Source organism: Dryocola mayonis (genome assembly GCF_051307045.1).
Lineage (GTDB): Bacteria > Pseudomonadota > Gammaproteobacteria > Enterobacterales > Enterobacteriaceae > Dryocola.
Map to the genome: position 1 here is coordinate 551,203 of NZ_CP150452.1, position 18,589 is coordinate 569,791.

The window sequence follows — 18,589 nt, forward strand, 5'->3', positions numbered from 1 at the left end:
GCCGGGGGATAGCGTTATTTAACCCGCACCTTCACAGCCACCAAAGCCGCTGTCAGCAGCATTAAGCTTCCTGAAAGCACCAGCGGCGAGAGCAGGCCCAGGTTATCCAGCGCGTAGCCGCCGACCGCGGCGCCGCAGGTGTTGGCGAGCTGAATGACCGCCACCTGAATAGATCCCGCTTTTTCAGCCTGATCCGCAAGCGAGCGGGTGATCCACGTTGACCAGCCGACCGGTATCAGCGCGAAGGCAAAGCCCCAGATAATGGCGATGGCCGACGCCACGATCTTGTCCGTTCCCCACAGCACCAGAACCAGCGCGCTCAGCGCCAGCACCATAGGCGCCACGGCCAGCGCGAGCTTCAGCGAACGCTTAAGAAACACCGCCGAAAGGGAGGTGCCCACAAAGCTTGCGATACCGAAACTCAGCAGCACCAGCGTCAGGCCGTCGACGTCGAAGCCCGCAAGGGTCATATACACCGGACGAATATAGGTAAAGAAGGCAAACTGCCCGGCGAAGGCCATAAAAATAGCCGCCATGCCCGCCAGCACGCCGGGGCGCTTAAGCAGCCCGAACATATTTTGCTTATGCCGGGTGGATTCTCCCGGCAGCGGCGGCAGCGCTTTCCAGACCCAAATAATGCAGACCACGCCCATCAGCGCCGCGCCGTTAAACACGTTGCGCCAGCCGATAATTCCGCCCAGGAAACTGCCCAGCGGGGCGGCGATAACCAGCGCGATGGAGACGGCGCCGAAGATAACCGACAGCGCTTTCGGCACCGTTCTTACGGGTACAAGGCGCATGGTCAGCGAGGCCGACATCGCCCAGAAGCCGCCCAGCGCCAGCCCCAGGCAGGCGCGCCCTGCCAGCAGCAGCGTAAAGTTTTGCGCAAAGGAAACCAGCAGGCAGGAGAGGGTGAGCAGCACGGCGAACAGAAAAACGACGTAGCGCCTGTCGGCGGAACGGATGACGGTGGTGATAAACAGGCTGGAGAACATGGCGACAAACGCCGTCACGGTGACCGATTGCCCGGCCACGCCTTCTGAAATACCCAGCTCCTGCGCCATCGGCGTCAGCAGGCTTACCGGCAGGAATTCCACGGTAATCAGGCAGGCGACGCAAAACGCTACGGCGAAAACCGCCGACCAGTTAGGGCGCGACACCGCTCCCGGCTGGCTTACTTCTTCAACATGCTCACTCAATTTCGTCACCGGATACTTTTTGTCATAAAGCCGCATAGTGTAACACCCTGAGTGTGACGCATTTAACGTTTTGGCAACTTTATTCGGCGAAAACCGGGGTGATTTACCCGATTTCTTAGAGGTTATTAAGACGCCGCTTAGGTTATATAAAGATTTAGCGGGTATGATTTAACCCCCGATTCTATTAATTTATCCCCCGTCGCCAGCTGGCGTTTTAAATATTTAATTAATTATCGATATTGCTGAAAATTACCGGAAAGCACTGCCTTATTTATCAGGCCGGTGGAGGCTGCTTCAGCGAAAAGATAATTAATAAATACCGGAATATATATTCATTACTCTCCGCGCTGTGCGTTTTAATCATTTAAGGAATACTCATGAAATTCAGCAAAATTGCTTCTTGTTTAATTGCCGGCATCGTCCTGATGAGCGGCGCGGCTCAAGCGGAAGACCCGGTTACGCCGGTTACCGTTAACGGCGGCACCGTTCATTTTAAAGGCGAGCTGGTTAACGCCGCGTGCGCGGTAAGCACCGAGTCTGACGGTCAGGTGGTAAAACTGGGTCAGTACCGCACCGCCTCTTTCACCAAAGCGGGCGATACCTCCGCGCAGATCCCTTTCACCATCGTTCTGAACGACTGTGACAGCACCGTAGCCGCTACCGCTTCGGCCGCTTTTGCAGGCCAGGCCGACGCCGTTGATCCCACCCTGCTGGCGGTTAACTCCGGCGACAACACCACCACCGCTAAGGGCGTAGGCATCGAAATCCTCGACCGCGCTTCTAAAGTGCTGACCCCGGACGGCGCGACCTTCTCCACCGCTCAGAACCTGACCGACGGGACTAACACCCTGCCGTTCACCGCGCGCTATAAAGCGACGGCGGCAACCGCGACCGCGGGTAAAGCCAACGCTGACGCCACTTTCGTTATGAAATACGAGTAATTAAAGCGCAGGGATGATGCACGCCTCAGGGAAGAGGCAGATTTCACGTTAATCCTGAGAAGGCGAGCATGAAAAGGAAAATTCTGTGCCTCCTGTTACTGGCCGCGGCAAGCCCGGCGCTGGCGAAGCGAACGGTGGTGATTGACGGCGGCAAAGTGCATATGCAGGGCTCGCTGGTTAACGGCGCCTGCGCCGTCGCGCCCGAAAGCCAGGAGATGACCATACAGATGGGGCAGTACCGCAGCACTCTTTTTCAGGGCGTGGGCAGCTATGCGCCAGTCAGCATTCCGTTCGCCATCCGCTTGACCGGCTGCCTGCCCGACGTTGCTGAACAGGTGGGCATCGCTTTTCAGGGCGCCACGCCCGTCGAAGACCCGCAGGTCTTTCTGGCGGCGACCAGCGTAAACGGCAATGACGCCAGCGCCGGTATCGGGCTTGCTTTATTCGACAGCGAACAGCAGCTCATTATTCCCAATACCGCGCCGGCCTATTTTATGCCGGTTAAAACCCAGGAAATGACTTTTCATTTCACCGCTCGTTACCGTTCGGTTTCCGGACGCGTATTGCCGGGAAATATTCATTCTGATGTCTGGTTCACGCTGGTTTACCCCTGAGTCGAGCCCTTCATAACGTAATTTAGATGGTATCTGTCGTGATGAATACACTATTTAAAACCGGGGTGGCCGCAGCGCTATGCCTGTTAATAACTGCATTTTCTGCTCAGGCGGCAGGAGGAATTGGCCTTGGCGCCACGCGTGTTATTTATCCCGCCGACGCGAAGCAGGCTTCTCTTTCTATTACCAATAGCGGCGCTAAAGAACGTTATCTGGTGAGTTCCTGGGTGGAGAACAATCTCGGCGAAAAAGATAAAAGTTTTATCGTCACGCCGCCGCTGTTTGTCAGCGAGCCAAAAAGCGAAAACACCCTGCGCATTATTTATGTCGGCCAGCCGCTGCCTGCGGATCGCGAATCCCTCTTCTGGATGAATATGAAGGCGATTCCGTCGGTGGATAAAAATACCGTGGCGAATAACAACGTGCTGCAGCTGGCGATTTTGTCGCGCATCAAGCTGTTTGTGCGCCCGAAAAACCTGCAGATGCAGCCAGAAGAGGCGCTAAAGCAGCTGCGTTTTAAACGCAGCGTTGGCCATCTGAGCCTGCACAATCCGTCGCCGTACTATATCTCGACGGTCAATCTGAAAATCGGCAATACGAAGCTGCCGAATACTATGGTGGCGCCGAAGAGCGTGGCGCAGGTCGCCGTGCCTGCGGGTGTTGCCGGCAGCGTCTCCTTCCAGACCGTGAACGACTACGGCGCGGTCACGCCGGCGCAAGCGGGCCAGATGCAGTGACGCCGCCTGGCAGCTATGGGGAAGCAGGGAAATGATGAAAAAGTCGCTTACGCACCAGGCGCTCGTCTTTGGCCCACTGTCGGTCCTGGCGGCGCTCTGGCCGGGAATAAGCGTGGCCGAAAGCTACTTCAATCCGGCGTTTTTAGCCGGGGATGCCGCCGCCGTCGCGGATTTATCGCGTTTTGAAAAAGGCAACCATCAGCCGCCGGGCAAGTATCGTGTGGATATCTGGCGCAACGATGAGTTTATCGCCACCGAAGATCTGCTGTTTTCAGAGACCGACGGCGCCCGGCCCGGCGAAACCGTGAAATCCGGCGGCCTGACGCCATGCCTCGACGTCGACTGGCTTAAGCGCCTCGGGCTGAATATGCTCGCTTACCCTGAGCTGGCAAAATATAAAGCGGGCGCCTGCGTGCCGGTAGCCGAGGCCGTTCCCGGCGCGGAAATCACCTTTGATTTCGCCAGGCTGCGCCTCGACATCAGCCTGCCGCAGGCTGCGCTGCTTAACAGCGCCCGCGGCTATATCCCGCCGGATCAGTGGGACGAAGGCATTCCGGCGGCGCTGGTCAACTACTCCTTTACCGGCAACCGGGCCCACCAACGACGACAGCTATTATTTAAGCCTGCAAAGCGGCCTGAACTACGGGCCCTGGCGTTTGCGTAACAACGGCGCCTGGAGCTACACCCGCGGGAACGGCTACCGCAACAACAGCTGGCAGAACATCAGCACCTACGTGCAGCGGGCGATTATCCCGTTCAGGGGCGAGCTGGTGATGGGCGACAGCAACACCGGCAGCGATGTGTTCGACAGCCTCGGTTTTCGCGGCGCGCGCCTTTATTCCTCGGACAGCATGTATCCGGACAGCCTGCAGGGCTACGCGCCAACGGTGCGCGGCATCGCCCGTACCAACGCTAAAATCACCATTCGCCAGAACGGCTTTGTTATCTATCAGAGCTACGTGTCGCCCGGCGCGTTCGCCATCAGCGATCTGAACCCGACCTCTTCGAGCGGCGACCTTGAGGTGACGCTGGAAGAAAAAGACGGCGGCCTGCAGAAATACACCGTGCCGTATTCCACCGTGCCGCTGCTGCAGCGCGAAGGACGGCTGAAGTACGACCTGGTCGCCGGCGATTTCCGCAGCGGCAACAGCCAGCAGGATACGCCGTTCTTTACCCAGGGCACCCTGATTGCGGGCCTGCCAGACGGCTACACCGCCTACGGCGGTTCGCAGCTTGCCCAGCGCTACACCGCGGCGGCGCTGGGGCTTGGCAAAAACCTCGGCGAATGGGGGGCGATTTCGGTGGACGTCACCCACGCGCGCAGCAGGCTTGCCGACAACAGCGAGCACCAGGGCCAGTCCCTGCGTTTCCTGTATGCCAAATCCCTGAGCGGCTACGGCACCAACTTCCAGCTTCTTGGCTATCGCTACTCCACGCGCGGGTTCTACACCCTGGATGAGGCGGCTTATAAAAATATGGAAGGCTACGAGTACGAGCTGCAGGACGACGGCGCGCACCACAAGGTGCAGACGCCGCAGAGCTACCACAACCTGCGCTACAGCAAGCGCGGGCGTTTTCAGGTCAATATCTCCCAGTCGTTAGGCGACTACGGCTCGCTGTACGTTTCCGGCAGCCAGCAAACCTACTGGGGCACCGACGAAGACAACACCTGGTATCAGGCCGGGTACGCCAGCGGCTGGCGCGGCATCAGCTACTCGGTGTCGGCGTCGTGGAGCAAATCAGTTGGGCTTGCGAATAACGATCGCATCCTGGCGTTTAACCTCTCGGTGCCGTTCAGCACGCTGCTGGGCCGGCGTTATTCGCGGGACAGGGCCATCGACCGCGCCTATGCCACCTTTGCCGCCAGCCGGAATTCAGACGGGAAAAATACCGTGCAGACCGGCGTCGGCGGCACCCTGCTTGAAGACCGCAACCTGAACTACAGCCTGACCCAGGGCCACAGCAGCGCCAACGGCTACAGCGGCAGCGCCAATGCCAGCTGGCAGGCGACCTACGGCACCCTGGGGCTGGGCTACAACTACGACCGCGACCAGCGAGAATTCAACTGGCAGGCCTCCGGCGGCGTGGTGGGGCATGCCGACGGCGTTACCCTCAGCCAGCCGTTGGGCGATACCAACGTGCTGATAAAAGCGCCGGGCGCCTCCGGCGTCAGCGTTGAAAACCAGACCGGGGTGAAAACGGACTGGCGCGGCTACGCCGTGATGCCCTACGCCACGGTTTATCGCTACAACCGCATCGCGCTGGATACCAACTCGATGGATAACCATACCGATATTGAAAACAACGTCAGCAGCGTGGTGCCGACGCAGGGCGCGCTGGTGCGCGCCGCATTTAACGCCCGCATCGGCGTACGGGCGATTATTACCGTAAAACGTGGCGGGCGGGCGGTGCCGTTCGGTTCGGTCGTGCGTGAAGAAAACAGCGGCGCAACCAGCATGGTGGGCGACGACGGGCAAATCTACCTCAGCGGTTTACCGCTCAAAGGGAAACTGCTCGTTCAGTGGGGAGACGGCAAAAGTTCACGCTGCTTCGCTCCTTATGTTCTGCCGCAAGAAAGCCTGAAACAGGCTGTCGTGGTGGCTGGCGCCACCTGTTCATAGCGAAGCTCACGGCTTGGGAAACTAACAATGAAAGCGAAGACTTATCTGGCCGGCGCCGCGCTGCTGGCCTGCGCAGCGCCGGCGTTTGCCACGGTTTGTGCTAACTCAAACGGCGTGCCGACCGAGGTTTCATACGATCTCTCGAACGTCTTTACCAGCGCGAACAACCACGCCGGGCAGATTGTGACGCTGGCGGAAAAGTCGCAGTGGGTCGGCGTTAACGCCACCTGTCCGGCGGGGACGAGCGGAAACACCACCATGCGCAGCTACGTCACCACGCTGCCGATTCAGGAAACGCTGGATGGTTACAAATACCTGAAAATAAACGACTACCTTAACGGCGGGATGAAGATCACCGACAGCTATTCGGGGGTGTTTTACCCGCCTCGCGACTACATCCAGATGGGCAGCCACCCGAACGTTTCCCGCGGGCAGCCGTTCCCGGTTAAGGATTCGAATCTGGTCTTTCGGCTTAAGGTGACGCGTCCTTTTATCAACATGGTGCCGATCCCGAAACAGACCATGTTTAGTGTCTATGTCACCACGCGCAGCACCGACCCGCTGACCACGCCGGTTTATACCATCAGCTACAGCGGCAAGGTCGAAGTCCCGCAAACCTGCGAGATTAACGCCGGGCAAATCGTCGAGTTTGATTTTGGTGATATCGGCGCGGCGCTGTTTAGCCAGGCCGGAGCGGGGAACCGCCCGCAGGGCGTTACGCCGCAAACCAGAACGATCGGCATTAAGTGTACCAATGTGGATGCGCAGGCCTATCTCTCGCTGCGCGTGGAAGCGGAGAAGAGCCAGGGCAATATGTTGATTTCCAACAATAAAGATCTCGGCTTTATTATCGCGGACGGAAACGGAACGCCGCTTACGCCTGATAACCTGGGCAGCAAAATCAATTTCCGGCTCGACGACGCCTCGGCCTCAAGAGTTGATATACGCGCGTGGCCGGTAAGCGTGACGGGAAGCAAACCGGCGGAAGGTCCGTTTACGGCGCGGGGCTATTTGCGGGTGGACTATGACTAACAGATACAGCTGCAGGCGCCTGGCGTTGTGCCTGCTTATCGGGCTGGCGGCAGGCAACGCCCGGGCGGATTCACCGCTGGGTGAAATCAATATCGAACTGCGCGGCAACGTGGTGGATTACAGCTGCTATGTGGAAACCGGCGACGATAACAAAACGGTGCAGCTGGGCACCTGGCCCACCAGACAGCTGCGCACGGCGGGCAGCAGGACGCAAAGCATGCCCTTTACGCTGAAGCTTAAAGGCTGTCCGCCGGGGTCGGCATCTATTACCTTTTCAGGGAAAAATGTTGCGGGCCATCCGGGGCTGTTGGCGCTCAGTGATACGAGCAGCGCGACGAATATCGCGGTGGAGCTGCGCGATGGCGATAAATCCGAACTTCCTTTAGACCGCGCCAGCCAGGACGTGGCGGTGGACGCCAACGGCGATGCCGCGCTGACCTTTTTCGCCGGTTATATCGCGCTTGCCGATAACCCGCAGCCGGGCAAGGCCGATGCTGAAGCAACCTTTATGATTAATTATTATTAATATCCAGCGCGCTGCGTAAAAATGAAAATCCGGGAGCGTATGTTCCCGGACGTTTCGTTTCAAGCCAGGCGTACGCTTTTATAATAATTCTTTTACGCGTGCGTAATCGATAAGCTCGACAATAGAGGTGACGTGCAGCTTGGAAAATATATTGGCTTTATGTGCGCTAATCGTTTTGTTGCTTAACAAAAGCTGCTCCGCAATCTCCTTATTCGATAAACCATGCGCCAGGTAACGTAATACGGTGACCTCACGGTTTGAAAGCGGCATATCGTCAACCGCTCCTTTTCTTGCGTTTGGCTGGCTGATGAAATGCAGGGTGTCAGAAGGAAAGAAGGAATATCCTGCCAGCAGCATTTCTACCGCATTATAAATATCCTCCTGTTCTTTACGCTTGCTGACAAAGCCGTTCGCGCCGGCCTGAATCGCGCGCCCGGCATAAAATCTCTCAGATTTGGAAGACAGGAAAAGTATTTTCGTATCTTCCTGCAGGCTCTTGATTCTTTTCAGTAAAGTGAATCCATCAACCCCCGGCAGCTCGATATCCAGGATCACCAGATCGACCGAATGAGCGCGCATATAGTCGATGACTTCCCGGCCATCGTCGGTTTTCAATACTACGCTAATTGCTTTATTTTTCTGGAGCAGGACTTCTATCGACATGCGGACAATAGGATGCTCGTCCATAATGATTACGGATGCAGGTTTCATTTTTTTGCCTCGGATTGTTTGAGGAAAACATCGCGTTGACGCAGGGTCACTGGCAGCGAAATTTATGAAATATTAACAGGCTAGCTTTTGGCGGTGCGTGCAGGTTTCTCCCTAAAAATTAATTAGTCCTGGTGATTATATATTTCGATACGTGATGGGGGTGCTAAAAAACGGCTCAATACATGTAGAAAAAGTTTATTCTAATTAGTTTATTTGGTGTGGGGATTATACATTCATATTATATGAGAGAAAGTCTGCCGTTGCCTGCGGCCGCCAGCGGCGCTATTAAGTTCTGCATTCCAGGATAACTAAAATTACATTCAGAACCTATTACCACGCTAAATGAAATATTTAGTTTAAAAGTTTAATTTAAATATTAAATATAATATTAAGTGTTGATTGTTTTGTTTTTGTTAACGCTATCGGTGGTGAAAAAACGCCCTTTGCCGGACAAAACAAGAGGCGTCGCGGGAAACAGGCTTCCAGGAATAGTTATAACTGTTAATGAATAGTTCTTATTTAACATGTTTGGAACATGAAAAATAAGTAATTTCCTAATTTCACAAGAAGGTCAGCGGCTTACGAATAAATGTTTCTCCATGGGCGCCAGGGATAGTTCGTGCAGTAAATAAATGAGCGCCTTCCTGTTATTCAGGCCAAGGCGGCCGGCGACCCGCCCGAGGGTATACACCACGGAGTGATAAGGCTTCTCAAGCGAAGAGGCGATGGCTTTGAGCGAGCGGCCTTTGGCGACTTCCAGCAGGAGGGTCCATTCCCGTGGGGAGAGGTTATCATTCGCGCGCGTATAGTTAGCCTGAATCGGCCTGGGGGAACAAGGCTGTTGCATCAATAAATATAACAATATGACGATTTCCAGATGCCGTTCGATAACCCGACAGCCCGAGGCTGCGGCAATAAAAGAGGCCGCCGCCGGGCTACGGGTGGAGGTGAGCAGGGTGATACTGATGCCGGGCCGCTTTTTTTGCCAGCTGCGCACGGTGTCCAGCGCCCGGAGCACTGGCATCGTGATACCGTCGAGATCGATCACGATGCGCGGCAAAGGGTTCTGTCTGAAAAAGCTCTCCGCTTCTTCAGGCGTCGGGCAAATGTGCGTGCGGGTACGTTTAAAGAAATATTGGCTAAGCGCCAGCGACAGATAGCCGTCGTGAGTGATCAGCAGCATATCCACCGGCTTTGGCCGGCGCGCTGCGTTGATTTGCTGCTGCAGATACTCAAGACGGTCGAAAATCAGCGGAACGGCCGGGCCGCAGGGCCATGCCGGGCCATCGCCGCCGGGGCGACGAGGCCTTCTTTTACGCGCGGCTGAATACAAATGTTCACTCACTGGCTGTCCGGTCAGCTATCTCTTGACGGCGGCAGGGAAAATGCCGGCCGGGAGGCAGAGTGCCAAAGAAGTATGCTGAAGCAAAAGAGGTATGCATAATTATTTTGTCGCTAACCGTGTATTTTTTGTGAAGCGCTAGTGTGGCAGTAAAAAGATAATCAGAAACTAAACGGGCAGGCGCTCCTGATTATCGCGCGGTTTATTGTGGCTGCGGGGTATCGAATTAGATAGCAGGCCGGGCTTAAATTTATTGAAGAAATTTCTTAATGGAAAATAAAGGGCTCATGCTTTTTTGAATAAATAACCGGCAGCGGGCGGTGAATAGATTTAGCCTGGTTAATCAAGTAAAAAGAGCAGGTTCATTTTAATAAATTTTATTAGGCCCTGCTGGCTGCTGATGCCTAACTTCTTCATGATAACCAGGCGTTGCTGCGCCGCCGCAGGCTCATCAAGGTTCATCAGCTTTGCCGCATCGCTCAGCGAGCGGCCGCATGCAATGTGCCGGAGAAGCTCGCGCTCGTGGACGGAAAAATGGCGCGTTGTGCAGTACTTGCAAACGCCCGCAGGAACGGCCCTGGTGTTTTTCCCGCGTCTGGCCGGGTTCGTCCAGTGGGCTATTTTATGGCTGATTTCATCGATTTCATCCTCGCGAAAGATGGCCGGCAGCATATACAGGCAGGGGCGGAACATCAGTTTTTCATGCTCATGTTTTCGGCAGATAAGAATTACGCGCTGTGTCTTGGTGGTCTGGGGGATTTTATAACAATCGGCGCTGACCCAGTTATCTTCAAGGGAGATAAATAAAATATCGGCAACGTCTTGGTGCTCAACGGGTAAAAAATGAAAGGTTTCATGACGACGGCTGCATATTCGCTCAATAATGATTTTTATACCCTGAGCAAAAAGGCTGTTTTTTTCTTTTATGGCAACGGTAAGCATGTAAACCCTTTTTAATAAATAAGCGGAGCAGGAAGCTTAGTTTAAACCGTAAGCAGGATGAACACCTGTGGACTTAATTCCGCGGGGCGCAAGGATGACTTAACGCCAGGCGGTTTCCTGGCGCTTTTAAAAAAGGCGTGCGTGGATTTATCTACGCTGGTTTCTGCGCGAGAGAGATAAACAGATAAAAAAGACTTAGCGCCGTGCGCTTGCTAAGACATTTTGCTGAAGGCTGCCCGCCGGGCGTTTTCTAAAATATAAGAAAACGCCGCTGGAGGTGGGTATGGCCTGGCAACCCTTTTTGTATGTCATCAACGGATCCTTATCCGTCGACCTTTCTGCGGCCCGGCCTGAGGAAAACGTGCCGGAAGACGTGCCGGGCGATAAGCCGCTCAGTGGCGCACAAGCGTCGCAAAGTAATACACCAGCGGGATCGCCAGCAGATATAAACCCGGCGGGATCTCGCGCCACTTCCCGGCGATGGCCTGAATGATGATATAGAACAGCAGCCCGCCCGCGATGCCGGTGCCGAAGCTGTTGGCGATCAGCGTGATCATCACCATCATCAGCACCGGCAGGCCTTCGGTGAAGTTCGCCAGATCCACCTTGCGCAGCCCGCTGAACATATGCAGGCCGATGAGGATCAGCGCGGGAGCGGTGGCCTCTTTCGGGATCATCAGGGCGACCGGCGTAAACAGCAGCATCAGCAGGAACATGGTGGCCGCGGCCAGCGCGGTCAGCCCCGTTTTCCCGCCGGCCTCGGCGGCTGCGGAAGACTCGATCAGCGCCGTCGCCGCCGGGATCCCCACCCACGGCCCGAGCGCTGCCGCAATGGAGTCCACCATAAACGGACGGTTGATATGCGGCATATTGCCGTGCTCGTCCAGCAGACCCGCCTCACCGCCCACCGCAAGCGTGGTCCCCATAGTGGAGAAAAACTCCGAGGCGAAGAACACAAACAGGTACGGCAGAAAGGCGATGTTCAGCGCGCCAGTCATATCCACATGGCCCAGCACCGGCGCGAGCGAGTGCGGCATAGCGATAAAGCTTTGCGGCAGATGCGTGACGCCGAACGGGATGCCGACCAGGGTGGCGAACAAAATGGCCCAGAGAATCGCGCCGGGAACGCGCCGCGCCTGTAATGCAATGGCGAGGAACAATCCGCACAGCGCCACCAGCGCGCCGGGCGCGATAAAATCGCCCAACATCAGCGCGTTGGTTTTAGCATTCGCCAGCACCAGGCCCGCGTTGCGAAAGCCCAGTACGGCAACAAACAGCCCGATGGACGCCGTGAGCCCAAGCTTGATGGACTGCGGCACGGAGCGGGTAACCACCTCGCGCAGCCCAAGCCGGGTGAGGACGAAAAAGAGGGTGCCGGACCAGCAGGCGATGCCGAGGCCGGTCTGCCAGCCGATGCCTTCGCTGCCCGCAAGGGTAACGCCAACCAGCACCGATCCGCCGATGCCGGGACCTACGATAAACGGCAGGTTGCCGTAAAAGGCCATCAGCATCGTGCCCGCGACAAACACCAGAATGGTGCCCGTTGTGACGGCTCCTTTATCCATTCCGCCCGCCGCCAGCAGGCCGGGGATCACCACCAGCAGGTACGCGGCGGCAAGAAAGCCGGTTATGCCTGCAAGACATTCGGTTTTCACCTTGCTTTGCCGCGCGCGAAGCTGGAAGCGCCGCTCCAGCCAGCCCTCCGCAGCGGCTGGACTTACTGAGTTTTCGGCCATTTATGGCTCTCCTGCTATCTTAAAGTTGCGTTGTTATTCCGCCAGCGTTTCCCGGCAGGCAATAAGCGGGTCGATAATCTGACGCGTGGCGCCGTCCGTTAAGCCGAGATCGGTCAGGTGCGGCCCGGCGTTGCACGCAAGGCACGTGCCTTCAATAGCTTTAAATACCCGGTATGGCGGTTCCCAGTCGGCGACCTTATTGCTCAGCTCGCGCAGCTCGTGGAACTGCTTCGCCAGCTCCGCCGCGGGCAAATCGGAGAGCATGCCGGCTATGGGCATCGCCACCTGGGCGAGAATTTCGCCGTTCTGGCTGAGCGCCATGCCGCCGCCGCTGGCGATTAAGGCGTTAGCCGCCAGCGCCATATCCTGCGGATGACGGCCCAGCACCACCAGGTTATGGGAGTCGTGAGAATAGGTTGTCGCAATGGCGCCGCGCAGTTCGCCCCAGCCTTCCAGCAGCGCCAGCTGTGGCCTCGCCTCGTGGCGGCCGTGACGGTGCTGTACCCAAATCAGGCTGAATCCAGCCGGAATTTGCACCTGCCCGCCACGTACTTCTGCGGTGGTTTCGCTCCACTGGGTAAAGCGCGCGCCCTTGATGTGGCGCAGCGTAGCGGTGCCGTGGACGACGGGAGCCCTAAGGATAAAATCCGCGGGCGACAGCGCTTTTAAACGCACCGTATCGCGCGGCGGCAATACGTCCGGCGCGTTAACGGGCGTAAGCAGTTTGCCATTTTGCGCGGTATGCCGCCCCGCAACGTACACCGCTTTCGCCTGTAACTTTTCCAGCGAATCGAAGACGACAAGATCCGCCGTGCGCCCGGCGGCAATCAGCCCTAAATCGTTACGCTGCAGGCGGATGGCGGCGTTGAGCGTCGCCAGGCGCAGCGCGTCGGTCGCCTTCATGCCGTGTTCAATCAGCAAATTCAGCAGGGCGATGATGCCGCCTTTTTCCAGCAGGATATCCGGCGGCACGTCGTCCGTGCAGACCGTAACCTGCGAGGAGAGATGGGGCAGGGCGTTGAGCGCCTCCACGATTTCCGGCAGCAGATACGGATGGGAGCCGCGGATTTCGATAGTCAGCCCGGCGCGCAGTTTTTCCAGCGCATCGGCGGCGGAGGTGAGTTCGTGATCGGAGGTGACGCCCGCGGCAAGGTAGGCCTGCAGCCGTGCGCCGCTCAGGCCGCGCGCATGGCCCTCAATCAGCTTGCCGCTGTTCAGCCCGGCGTTGAGGATTTCCAGCATGCGTTCGCTGCCGTTCAGCACGCCGTGCATATCCATGACTTCCGCAACGCCCGCCACTTCCGGCCAGGCGAGCATGGTTTCCATCTCCTTGCCCGCGAAATCCGCCCCGGACATTTCCAGGCCCGGCGTTGAGGGAACGCTGGACGGTGCGGCGCAGATCACGCGTAACGGTAAACCGCGGCTCGCCTCCACGGCGTAGCGCACGCCCTCCACGCCCAGCACGTTTGCCAGCTCGTGCGGATCCCAGAAGATGGTGGTGGTGCCCTGCGCCACGACGATTTCCGCGTAGCGGGCGGGCGGCAGGTGGGAGCTTTCAACGTGAACGTGGGTGTCCATCAGGCCGGGGCTGACGTATGCGCCCGCCAGGTCGTGAACCTCTGCGGCCTCGCTCCGGCTTCCGCAAGGATGGACGCTGGCGATAAGGGCGCCGACGATGCCGATATCGACGAGGCGGATTTCGCCCGTCGCCATATCAATCAGGTTCGCATTGCTCAGCAGCAGATCGAAAGGCGCTTCGCCCAGGGCCGCTTTGACCGCCCGGCGGCGCGGGTCCGCAAATTCATGTGGGTTCATCGTTTTACCGTCCGGCTGGAAATAGTGGCAGGCTACTCCAGGCAGGCGGGGTTTACCCAGATGATTTAATTTATCGGCCGATAAGAAACGTTTATCCTGTGGCAAACGTTTACCTTGCGAATCCTGATACCATCATGGCTGAACCCTGGCAGCGCCTGCCCGCGCTCTCTTTAAAACAGATCCAGTATTTTGTGACGCTGGCAAAGCTGCGCCATTTCACCGATACCGCAAGCCGACTGGCGATCAGCCAGCCGGCGTTAAGCAGCGCGCTGCGCCAGGTCGAGTCGGTGCTCGGCGGCAAGCTGGTTAACCGCACGGCCTCGGCGGTGACGCTCACCGAGCTGGGCGCGGCGATTCTGCCCCATGCGGAGCGGGTGCTGTACGTGGCGCAGCGATCCTTTGACGATATGCAGCGTATCGTACAGGAAGGCGGCGACGGCACGCTGCGCATCGGCCTTGTGCCTTCGGTGGGCAGCCTGCTGTTTCCGCATATTCCCCAGCTTCTGGCGGCGCATTTTCCGCGCCTGCGCATTGAGTTCCACGATCGCACCAACGATGCGCTGATCGCCCAGCTGGAGAACGGGCAGCTGGATTTCGGCATCGGCGCGCTGGACAGCTCCGTGCCCGATACGCTTGAGATCCACCCGCTGCAGGAGGATCCTTTTGTCGCGGTTATGCACCGTGAGGATCCGCTTGCCTCCTCCAGCCATATCCCGTGGCGGCACCTTACCCGTTGCGATATCGCGGTCTTTGCCAAAGGAAATATCAGCCGTCTGGTGTCCGCGATGGCCGAAAGCCAGCGGCTTAGCCTGACGGCGCGCTATCAGGTGGAGTATATCGAAACGCTGTATGGCCTGGTGCGTTCGCGTCTTGCCGTCGCTATTCTGCCGGAGCTTTACACCACGCACCTGCAGGATAAAGAGCTGACGGTGGTGCATCTTCAGCAGCCCTCGTTAAGCCGCACCGTCGCGCTGATGCGCAGCAGCCAGCAGGTTTTCCCGCCGCAGATTGAGGGATGTTTCCAGCTGATCGTCAGCGCGCTGCAGCAGCGTTAAGCTGCTGTGTACCCGATTGCTATACGTTGCGTTAGTATGTGTAGCAAACTGATATACGGAAAGCGCCATGGGAATCACTGCGCCTGAACTGCTCAAGGCCGGGCGCGCTGCTTATTCCGCTGTGGTACATTTTTGCCAACAAAGGACGTTAACCTTCATGAAGAAAACCCTGCGTATTCTCTTTTTCCTGCCGATCGTACTGGTCGTGGCCGCCGCAGTCTGGCTGCTATATATCCGCGCTAACAGCGACGCGCTGTGGAAGATAGTCAGCCAGCAGTGCGTGCCGAATCAGCAGCAGCGCCACGATCCCGCGCCCTGTCTGGAGGTGGCGCTGGATAAGCATGTGGTGGTGTTTAAAGACGCCAAAGGGCCGCTGCATACGCTGATGATGCCCACGGAGAAAATCACCGGTATCGAAAGCCCCGCGCTTCAGCAGCCGGATGCCCCGAATTACTTTTACTATGCCTGGCAGGAACGCGGGCGCCTGAAGCAGCTGGCGGAGAAACCCCTCGGCGACCGCTATCTGGGGCTGGCGATAAACTCCTGGTATGGGCGTTCGCAAAACCAGCTGCATATCCATCTCGCCTGCCTGCGCCCGGACGTTTACCAGACCCTTAGCCAGCGGGAGCCGCATATCGGCAGCAGCTGGCAGCCGCTCGGCGAGAAGCTGCAGGGCCATGAATATCTGGCGATGAAAATCCCGGCCAGCGCCTTTGCGCAGCAAAGCCCGTTTGCTTTGCTGAATGCCTATGTCGGCCAGCATGGCGACGACATCGCCAAATACGGGCTGGCGGTGACGATGACCGGGCAGGGCGAATTTGTGCTGCTGGCTAACCGGCTGAAAGTCACGGATTTGAACCTGGGCACGGCGGGGGAGATTCTTGATTACGGCTGCGCGCTGGGGCGCTGACAGGTTCTGCCCCACGGCACGGCGGGGCAGATAATAGAGCTGGCTATCAGGAAATGTAGTTGGCGGCCTGTTTTAACACCAGATCGCAGGCTTTGGTTTTCACTTTTTCCGCCAGCGGCGAGCTGCCGATAGTGTTCAGATCCAGCTGCTGGTCTTTGCCGGTGTTCAGCAGACCCAGCAGGCCCTGGTTATAGTCAGGTTCCTCGGCGGGCTTGGTGGTGTTTTCCAGGCCCAGCTTGCTCATCAGCTGGCTTTTGATGTTTTCGGCGCTGGTGGCGGTCGCCAGTTTGTTTTTGGCGCAGTACTCGATCACGCCCGCGGCGTTGGTCATGCTGTTAGAGCTCAGCGCCTGGTTGCCGCCGTTAAGCAGGCCGGTCAGCGAGGAGAGGGAAAGCCCGCCGCTCTGCGTGCCGCTGGTGGTTGTGGCGTTGCTTTTGCTTAATTCGCTTGCCGCGCTGGAAAGCTGATCCTGCCAGCTTGCCGCCGCGGCCTGGCCGGCAAAAAACGAGGCCGCCAGCGCAAGGGCGCATACCATACGATTGCTTGCTTTCATCTTGTTATACCCATTTTGATAACCTGCCAGGCAGGAGAAGTCAGCGCAGAGTATAACGCTTTGCGACGGCGGGACGGGATTAAGAGAGTTCTTAATAGTAATGAAAAGGCCGGGTTTCCCCGGCCTTAGACGATCAATTGAGAATATTCAGCGCGACATCGATATTCCCGCGCGTGGCGTTAGAATACGGGCAAACGATATGGGCGGCGTCCACCAGCTTTTTGGCTTCCGCCGCGTCCATGCCCGGCAGATGGATATTCAGTTTCGCTTCAATGCCAAAACCGGTCGGCAGCGGGCCGATGCCCACTTCGCCTTCGATAAAGGCGTCTTTCGGCATGGCAATCTTATCCCGGGCGGCGACGAACTTCATGGCGCCCAGGAAGCAGGCGGAGTAACCCGCGGCGAACAGCTGTTCGGGGTTAGTGGCTTCGCCGCCCGCGCCGCCCATCTCTTTCGGAACGCCCAGCTTGACGTCCAGAACGCCGTCGGAAGAGGTTGCGCGGCCGTCACGGCCACCGGTGGCTTTCGCTTTAGCGGTATAAACAACTTTTTCTAATGACATGGCAGGTTCCTCGTCTTATTTGTAGTGTATGCGATAAAATCGCGTGCTATTTATTCGTGGATTTTAAGCCAGCCGCGTTGGCCGCGTCTGGCCGCTACTATTCGCCGAGATTCTGGCGAAGCGTTTCGAGCTGCGCCTTCAGTTCCAGCATGGAATCCACGCTGCACGCCGAGGCGCAGAGCACCGATTCCGGAATGGTTTTCGCCTTCGCCTGCAAGGCTTTGCCTTCGTCGGTCAGCATCACGGCAACCTGGCGTTCATCCTGCCGCGAGCGATTACGGGTCAACAGCCCCGCGGCCTCAAGGCGCTTTAGCAGCGGCGTTAAGGTTGCCGAATCCAGATACAGCCTTTCCCCGATTTCCGACACCGTTACGTCATCCTTTTCCCACAGGACCAGCATCACAATGTACTGCGGATAGGTGAGCCCGAGCGGAGCCAGCAGCTGCCGGTACAGTTTATTCACCGCAAGGTTTGCGGAGTAGAGCGCAAAACAGAGCTGGTTATCAAGCAGCAGCGCGTTTACGGGAGTCTGTGTCTTCTTCATGGGGTTGAATATAGATAGCGCACGATTTAATTGCAAGTTATTTTGTTGCCGCGCTGCGGCGCCCGTAGCCGCTTAGCTACGGCCCGATATAGCGCAGCACCACTTTTACCGCCATCTTGCGATAGTGTTCGGTGTGCTCCGCCGGGTCCCGCCCTTCTTCGAACAGGTTGGAGAAGGTGTAGCTGTTGGCGACGTGGTAGAAGCTAAAGCTGCTGATCAGGCGATGCACATCTTTGGCGGTTATCGCCGGGTTAAACAGCTGTTTTTGCTGGCCGCGCGACAGGATATCTTCCAGCAGCTCCAGCGCGCTGCGGTTGATCTCGCGCAGGTAGGCGGACTCTTTTACGAAGCGCCCGCGCTGCATGTTCTCCATGCAGATGATGCGAATAAAGTCCGGGTGCGTGGCGTGGTAATCAAACGTCCATTCCACGAGCGCCACCATGGCCTCAACCGGAGGCAGGTCCGCCAGATTAAGCTTGCGTTCCGAGCCGCGAATTTGCGTATAGACATATTCCAGCACCTGTACGTAGAGCAGCTCTTTATTCTTAAAGTGATACACCACCATGCGCTTGGTGGTGCCCGCTTTCTCGGCGATTTGCTCCATGCGCGCGCCGCTCAGGCCAAACTCAGCGAACAGGGCAATGGCGCTAAAAAAGATTTTCTCTTTCAGGCTCGCCTCGGCGAAACGTTCCGGAAGATAGATTTCGTGGGCTTCCACGCGGGCTCCTTAAGATTATCAGCTACGCGGC

General features: G+C 57.4%; 17 protein-coding genes and 1 pseudogene. 8 read left to right on the forward strand and 10 right to left on the reverse strand.

Annotated features, from left to right (window positions below):
* Window positions 1–14 precede the first annotated feature (14 nt).
* Window positions 15–1,199: a purine ribonucleoside efflux pump NepI gene (gene nepI / locus WLO32_RS02690; RefSeq protein WP_435947097.1), complete on the reverse strand. Its 1,185-nt coding sequence runs from the start codon at window positions 1,197–1,199 to the stop codon at window positions 15–17.
* Window positions 1,200–1,576: 377 nt separating this feature from the next.
* Here nepI and fimA point away from each other — a divergent pair, with 377 nt between their 5' ends.
* From fimA to sfmF, 6 genes and pseudogenes are all read left to right on the forward strand, one after another.
* Window positions 1,577–2,140, forward strand: a complete 564-nt coding sequence (fimA, locus tag WLO32_RS02695) for a type 1 fimbrial major subunit FimA (RefSeq protein WP_435947098.1) — start codon at window positions 1,577–1,579, stop codon at window positions 2,138–2,140.
* Window positions 2,141–2,208: 68 nt separating this feature from the next.
* Window positions 2,209–2,754 carry a type 1 fimbrial protein subunit FimI gene (gene fimI / locus WLO32_RS02700; protein ID WP_435947099.1) on the forward strand — a complete coding sequence of 182 codons (546 nt, stop codon included), beginning with the start codon at window positions 2,209–2,211 and terminating at the stop codon, window positions 2,752–2,754.
* Window positions 2,755–2,795: 41 nt separating this feature from the next.
* Entirely contained in the window at window positions 2,796–3,491 is a 696-nt protein-coding gene (gene fimC, locus WLO32_RS02705) for a type 1 fimbria chaperone FimC (RefSeq protein ID WP_435947100.1), read from the forward strand.
* A 31-nt stretch (window positions 3,492–3,522) separates the two neighbouring features.
* Window positions 3,523–6,112 (forward strand): annotated as a pseudogene (locus tag WLO32_RS02710) (fimbrial biogenesis usher protein).
* A 27-nt stretch (window positions 6,113–6,139) separates the two neighbouring features.
* On the forward strand, window positions 6,140–7,144 hold the full coding sequence (fimH, locus tag WLO32_RS02715) for a type 1 fimbria D-mannose specific adhesin FimH (protein ID WP_435947101.1): 1,005 nt from the start codon (window positions 6,140–6,142) through the stop codon (window positions 7,142–7,144).
* Window positions 7,137–7,670: a fimbria assembly protein gene (gene sfmF, locus WLO32_RS02720; protein ID WP_435947102.1), complete on the forward strand. Its 534-nt coding sequence runs from the start codon at window positions 7,137–7,139 to the stop codon at window positions 7,668–7,670. Before fimH ends, sfmF begins: the two co-directional genes overlap by 8 nt.
* A 78-nt stretch (window positions 7,671–7,748) precedes the next feature.
* On the opposite strand, the gene fimZ is transcribed toward sfmF, so the two are convergent.
* The 5 genes from fimZ to WLO32_RS02745 all read right to left on the reverse strand — a co-directional run bounded on the left by fimZ (window position 7,749) and on the right by WLO32_RS02745 (window position 14,216).
* Window positions 7,749–8,381, reverse strand: coding sequence for a fimbria biosynthesis transcriptional regulator FimZ (gene fimZ, locus WLO32_RS02725; protein ID WP_435947103.1), 633 nt, complete (start codon window positions 8,379–8,381; stop codon window positions 7,749–7,751).
* 571 nt (window positions 8,382–8,952) lie between these two features.
* Complete coding sequence (locus tag WLO32_RS02730; RefSeq protein ID WP_435947104.1) at window positions 8,953–9,726, reverse strand: helix-turn-helix transcriptional regulator; 774 nt, start codon at window positions 9,724–9,726, stop codon at window positions 8,953–8,955.
* A gap of 336 nt (window positions 9,727–10,062) precedes the next feature.
* A complete protein-coding gene (locus WLO32_RS02735; protein ID WP_435947105.1) occupies window positions 10,063–10,665 on the reverse strand; it encodes a fimbria biosynthesis transcriptional regulator FimW in 603 nt (200 codons plus the stop codon).
* Between the two features lie 392 nt (window positions 10,666–11,057).
* Window positions 11,058–12,401 carry an NCS2 family permease gene (locus tag WLO32_RS02740; protein ID WP_435947106.1) on the reverse strand — a complete coding sequence of 448 codons (1,344 nt, stop codon included), beginning with the start codon at window positions 12,399–12,401 and terminating at the stop codon, window positions 11,058–11,060.
* Between the two features lie 33 nt (window positions 12,402–12,434).
* The gene (locus WLO32_RS02745) at window positions 12,435–14,216 is read right to left on the reverse strand and encodes an adenine deaminase (protein ID WP_435948231.1); all 1,782 of its coding nucleotides are present in this window, start codon (window positions 14,214–14,216) and stop codon (window positions 12,435–12,437) included.
* A 131-nt stretch (window positions 14,217–14,347) separates the two neighbouring features.
* Here WLO32_RS02745 and WLO32_RS02750 point away from each other — a divergent pair, with 131 nt between their 5' ends.
* Both WLO32_RS02750 and WLO32_RS02755 read left to right on the forward strand, forming a co-directional pair.
* Window positions 14,348–15,271 carry a LysR family transcriptional regulator gene (locus WLO32_RS02750; RefSeq protein ID WP_435948232.1) on the forward strand — a complete coding sequence of 308 codons (924 nt, stop codon included), beginning with the start codon at window positions 14,348–14,350 and terminating at the stop codon, window positions 15,269–15,271.
* A 157-nt stretch (window positions 15,272–15,428) separates the two neighbouring features.
* Window positions 15,429–16,181: a CDP-diacylglycerol diphosphatase gene (locus WLO32_RS02755; RefSeq protein ID WP_435947107.1), complete on the forward strand. Its 753-nt coding sequence runs from the start codon at window positions 15,429–15,431 to the stop codon at window positions 16,179–16,181.
* A gap of 46 nt (window positions 16,182–16,227) precedes the next feature.
* Here the strand turns inward: WLO32_RS02755 and WLO32_RS02760 are convergent, their stop codons facing one another.
* The 4 genes from WLO32_RS02760 to WLO32_RS02775 all read right to left on the reverse strand — a co-directional run bounded on the left by WLO32_RS02760 (window position 16,228) and on the right by WLO32_RS02775 (window position 18,558).
* Window positions 16,228–16,734 carry a DUF2501 domain-containing protein gene (locus tag WLO32_RS02760; protein WP_435947108.1) on the reverse strand — a complete coding sequence of 169 codons (507 nt, stop codon included), beginning with the start codon at window positions 16,732–16,734 and terminating at the stop codon, window positions 16,228–16,230.
* 133 nt (window positions 16,735–16,867) lie between these two features.
* Window positions 16,868–17,296: an organic hydroperoxide resistance protein gene (locus WLO32_RS02765; protein ID WP_435947109.1), complete on the reverse strand. Its 429-nt coding sequence runs from the start codon at window positions 17,294–17,296 to the stop codon at window positions 16,868–16,870.
* 97 nt (window positions 17,297–17,393) lie between these two features.
* On the reverse strand, window positions 17,394–17,840 hold the full coding sequence (locus WLO32_RS02770) for a MarR family winged helix-turn-helix transcriptional regulator (protein WP_435947110.1): 447 nt from the start codon (window positions 17,838–17,840) through the stop codon (window positions 17,394–17,396).
* Window positions 17,841–17,916: 76 nt separating this feature from the next.
* Window positions 17,917–18,558 (reverse strand): TetR family transcriptional regulator, encoded by a 642-nt coding sequence (locus WLO32_RS02775; protein WP_435947111.1) that lies wholly within the window; start codon window positions 18,556–18,558, stop codon window positions 17,917–17,919.
* Between the last annotated feature and the right edge of the window lie 31 nt (window positions 18,559–18,589).

Coding starts and splice junctions, on each gene's coding strand:
- fimA (WP_435947098.1), top strand. CDS start 1,577: ATGAAATTCAGCAAAATTGCTTCTTGTTTAATTGCCGGCATCGTCCTG.
- fimI (WP_435947099.1), top strand. CDS start 2,209: ATGAAAAGGAAAATTCTGTGCCTCCTGTTACTGGCCGCGGCAAGCCCG.
- fimC (WP_435947100.1), top strand. CDS start 2,796: ATGAATACACTATTTAAAACCGGGGTGGCCGCAGCGCTATGCCTGTTA.
- fimH (WP_435947101.1), top strand. CDS start 6,140: ATGAAAGCGAAGACTTATCTGGCCGGCGCCGCGCTGCTGGCCTGCGCA.
- sfmF (WP_435947102.1), top strand. CDS start 7,137: ATGACTAACAGATACAGCTGCAGGCGCCTGGCGTTGTGCCTGCTTATC.
- fimZ (WP_435947103.1), bottom strand. CDS start 8,381: ATGAAACCTGCATCCGTAATCATTATGGACGAGCATCCTATTGTCCGC.
- WLO32_RS02735 (WP_435947105.1), bottom strand. CDS start 10,665: ATGCTTACCGTTGCCATAAAAGAAAAAAACAGCCTTTTTGCTCAGGGT.
- WLO32_RS02740 (WP_435947106.1), bottom strand. CDS start 12,401: ATGGCCGAAAACTCAGTAAGTCCAGCCGCTGCGGAGGGCTGGCTGGAG.
- WLO32_RS02745 (WP_435948231.1), bottom strand. CDS start 14,216: ATGAACCCACATGAATTTGCGGACCCGCGCCGCCGGGCGGTCAAAGCG.
- WLO32_RS02755 (WP_435947107.1), top strand. CDS start 15,429: ATGAAGAAAACCCTGCGTATTCTCTTTTTCCTGCCGATCGTACTGGTC.
- WLO32_RS02760 (WP_435947108.1), bottom strand. CDS start 16,734: ATGAAAGCAAGCAATCGTATGGTATGCGCCCTTGCGCTGGCGGCCTCG.
- WLO32_RS02765 (WP_435947109.1), bottom strand. CDS start 17,296: ATGTCATTAGAAAAAGTTGTTTATACCGCTAAAGCGAAAGCCACCGGT.
- WLO32_RS02770 (WP_435947110.1), bottom strand. CDS start 17,840: ATGAAGAAGACACAGACTCCCGTAAACGCGCTGCTGCTTGATAACCAG.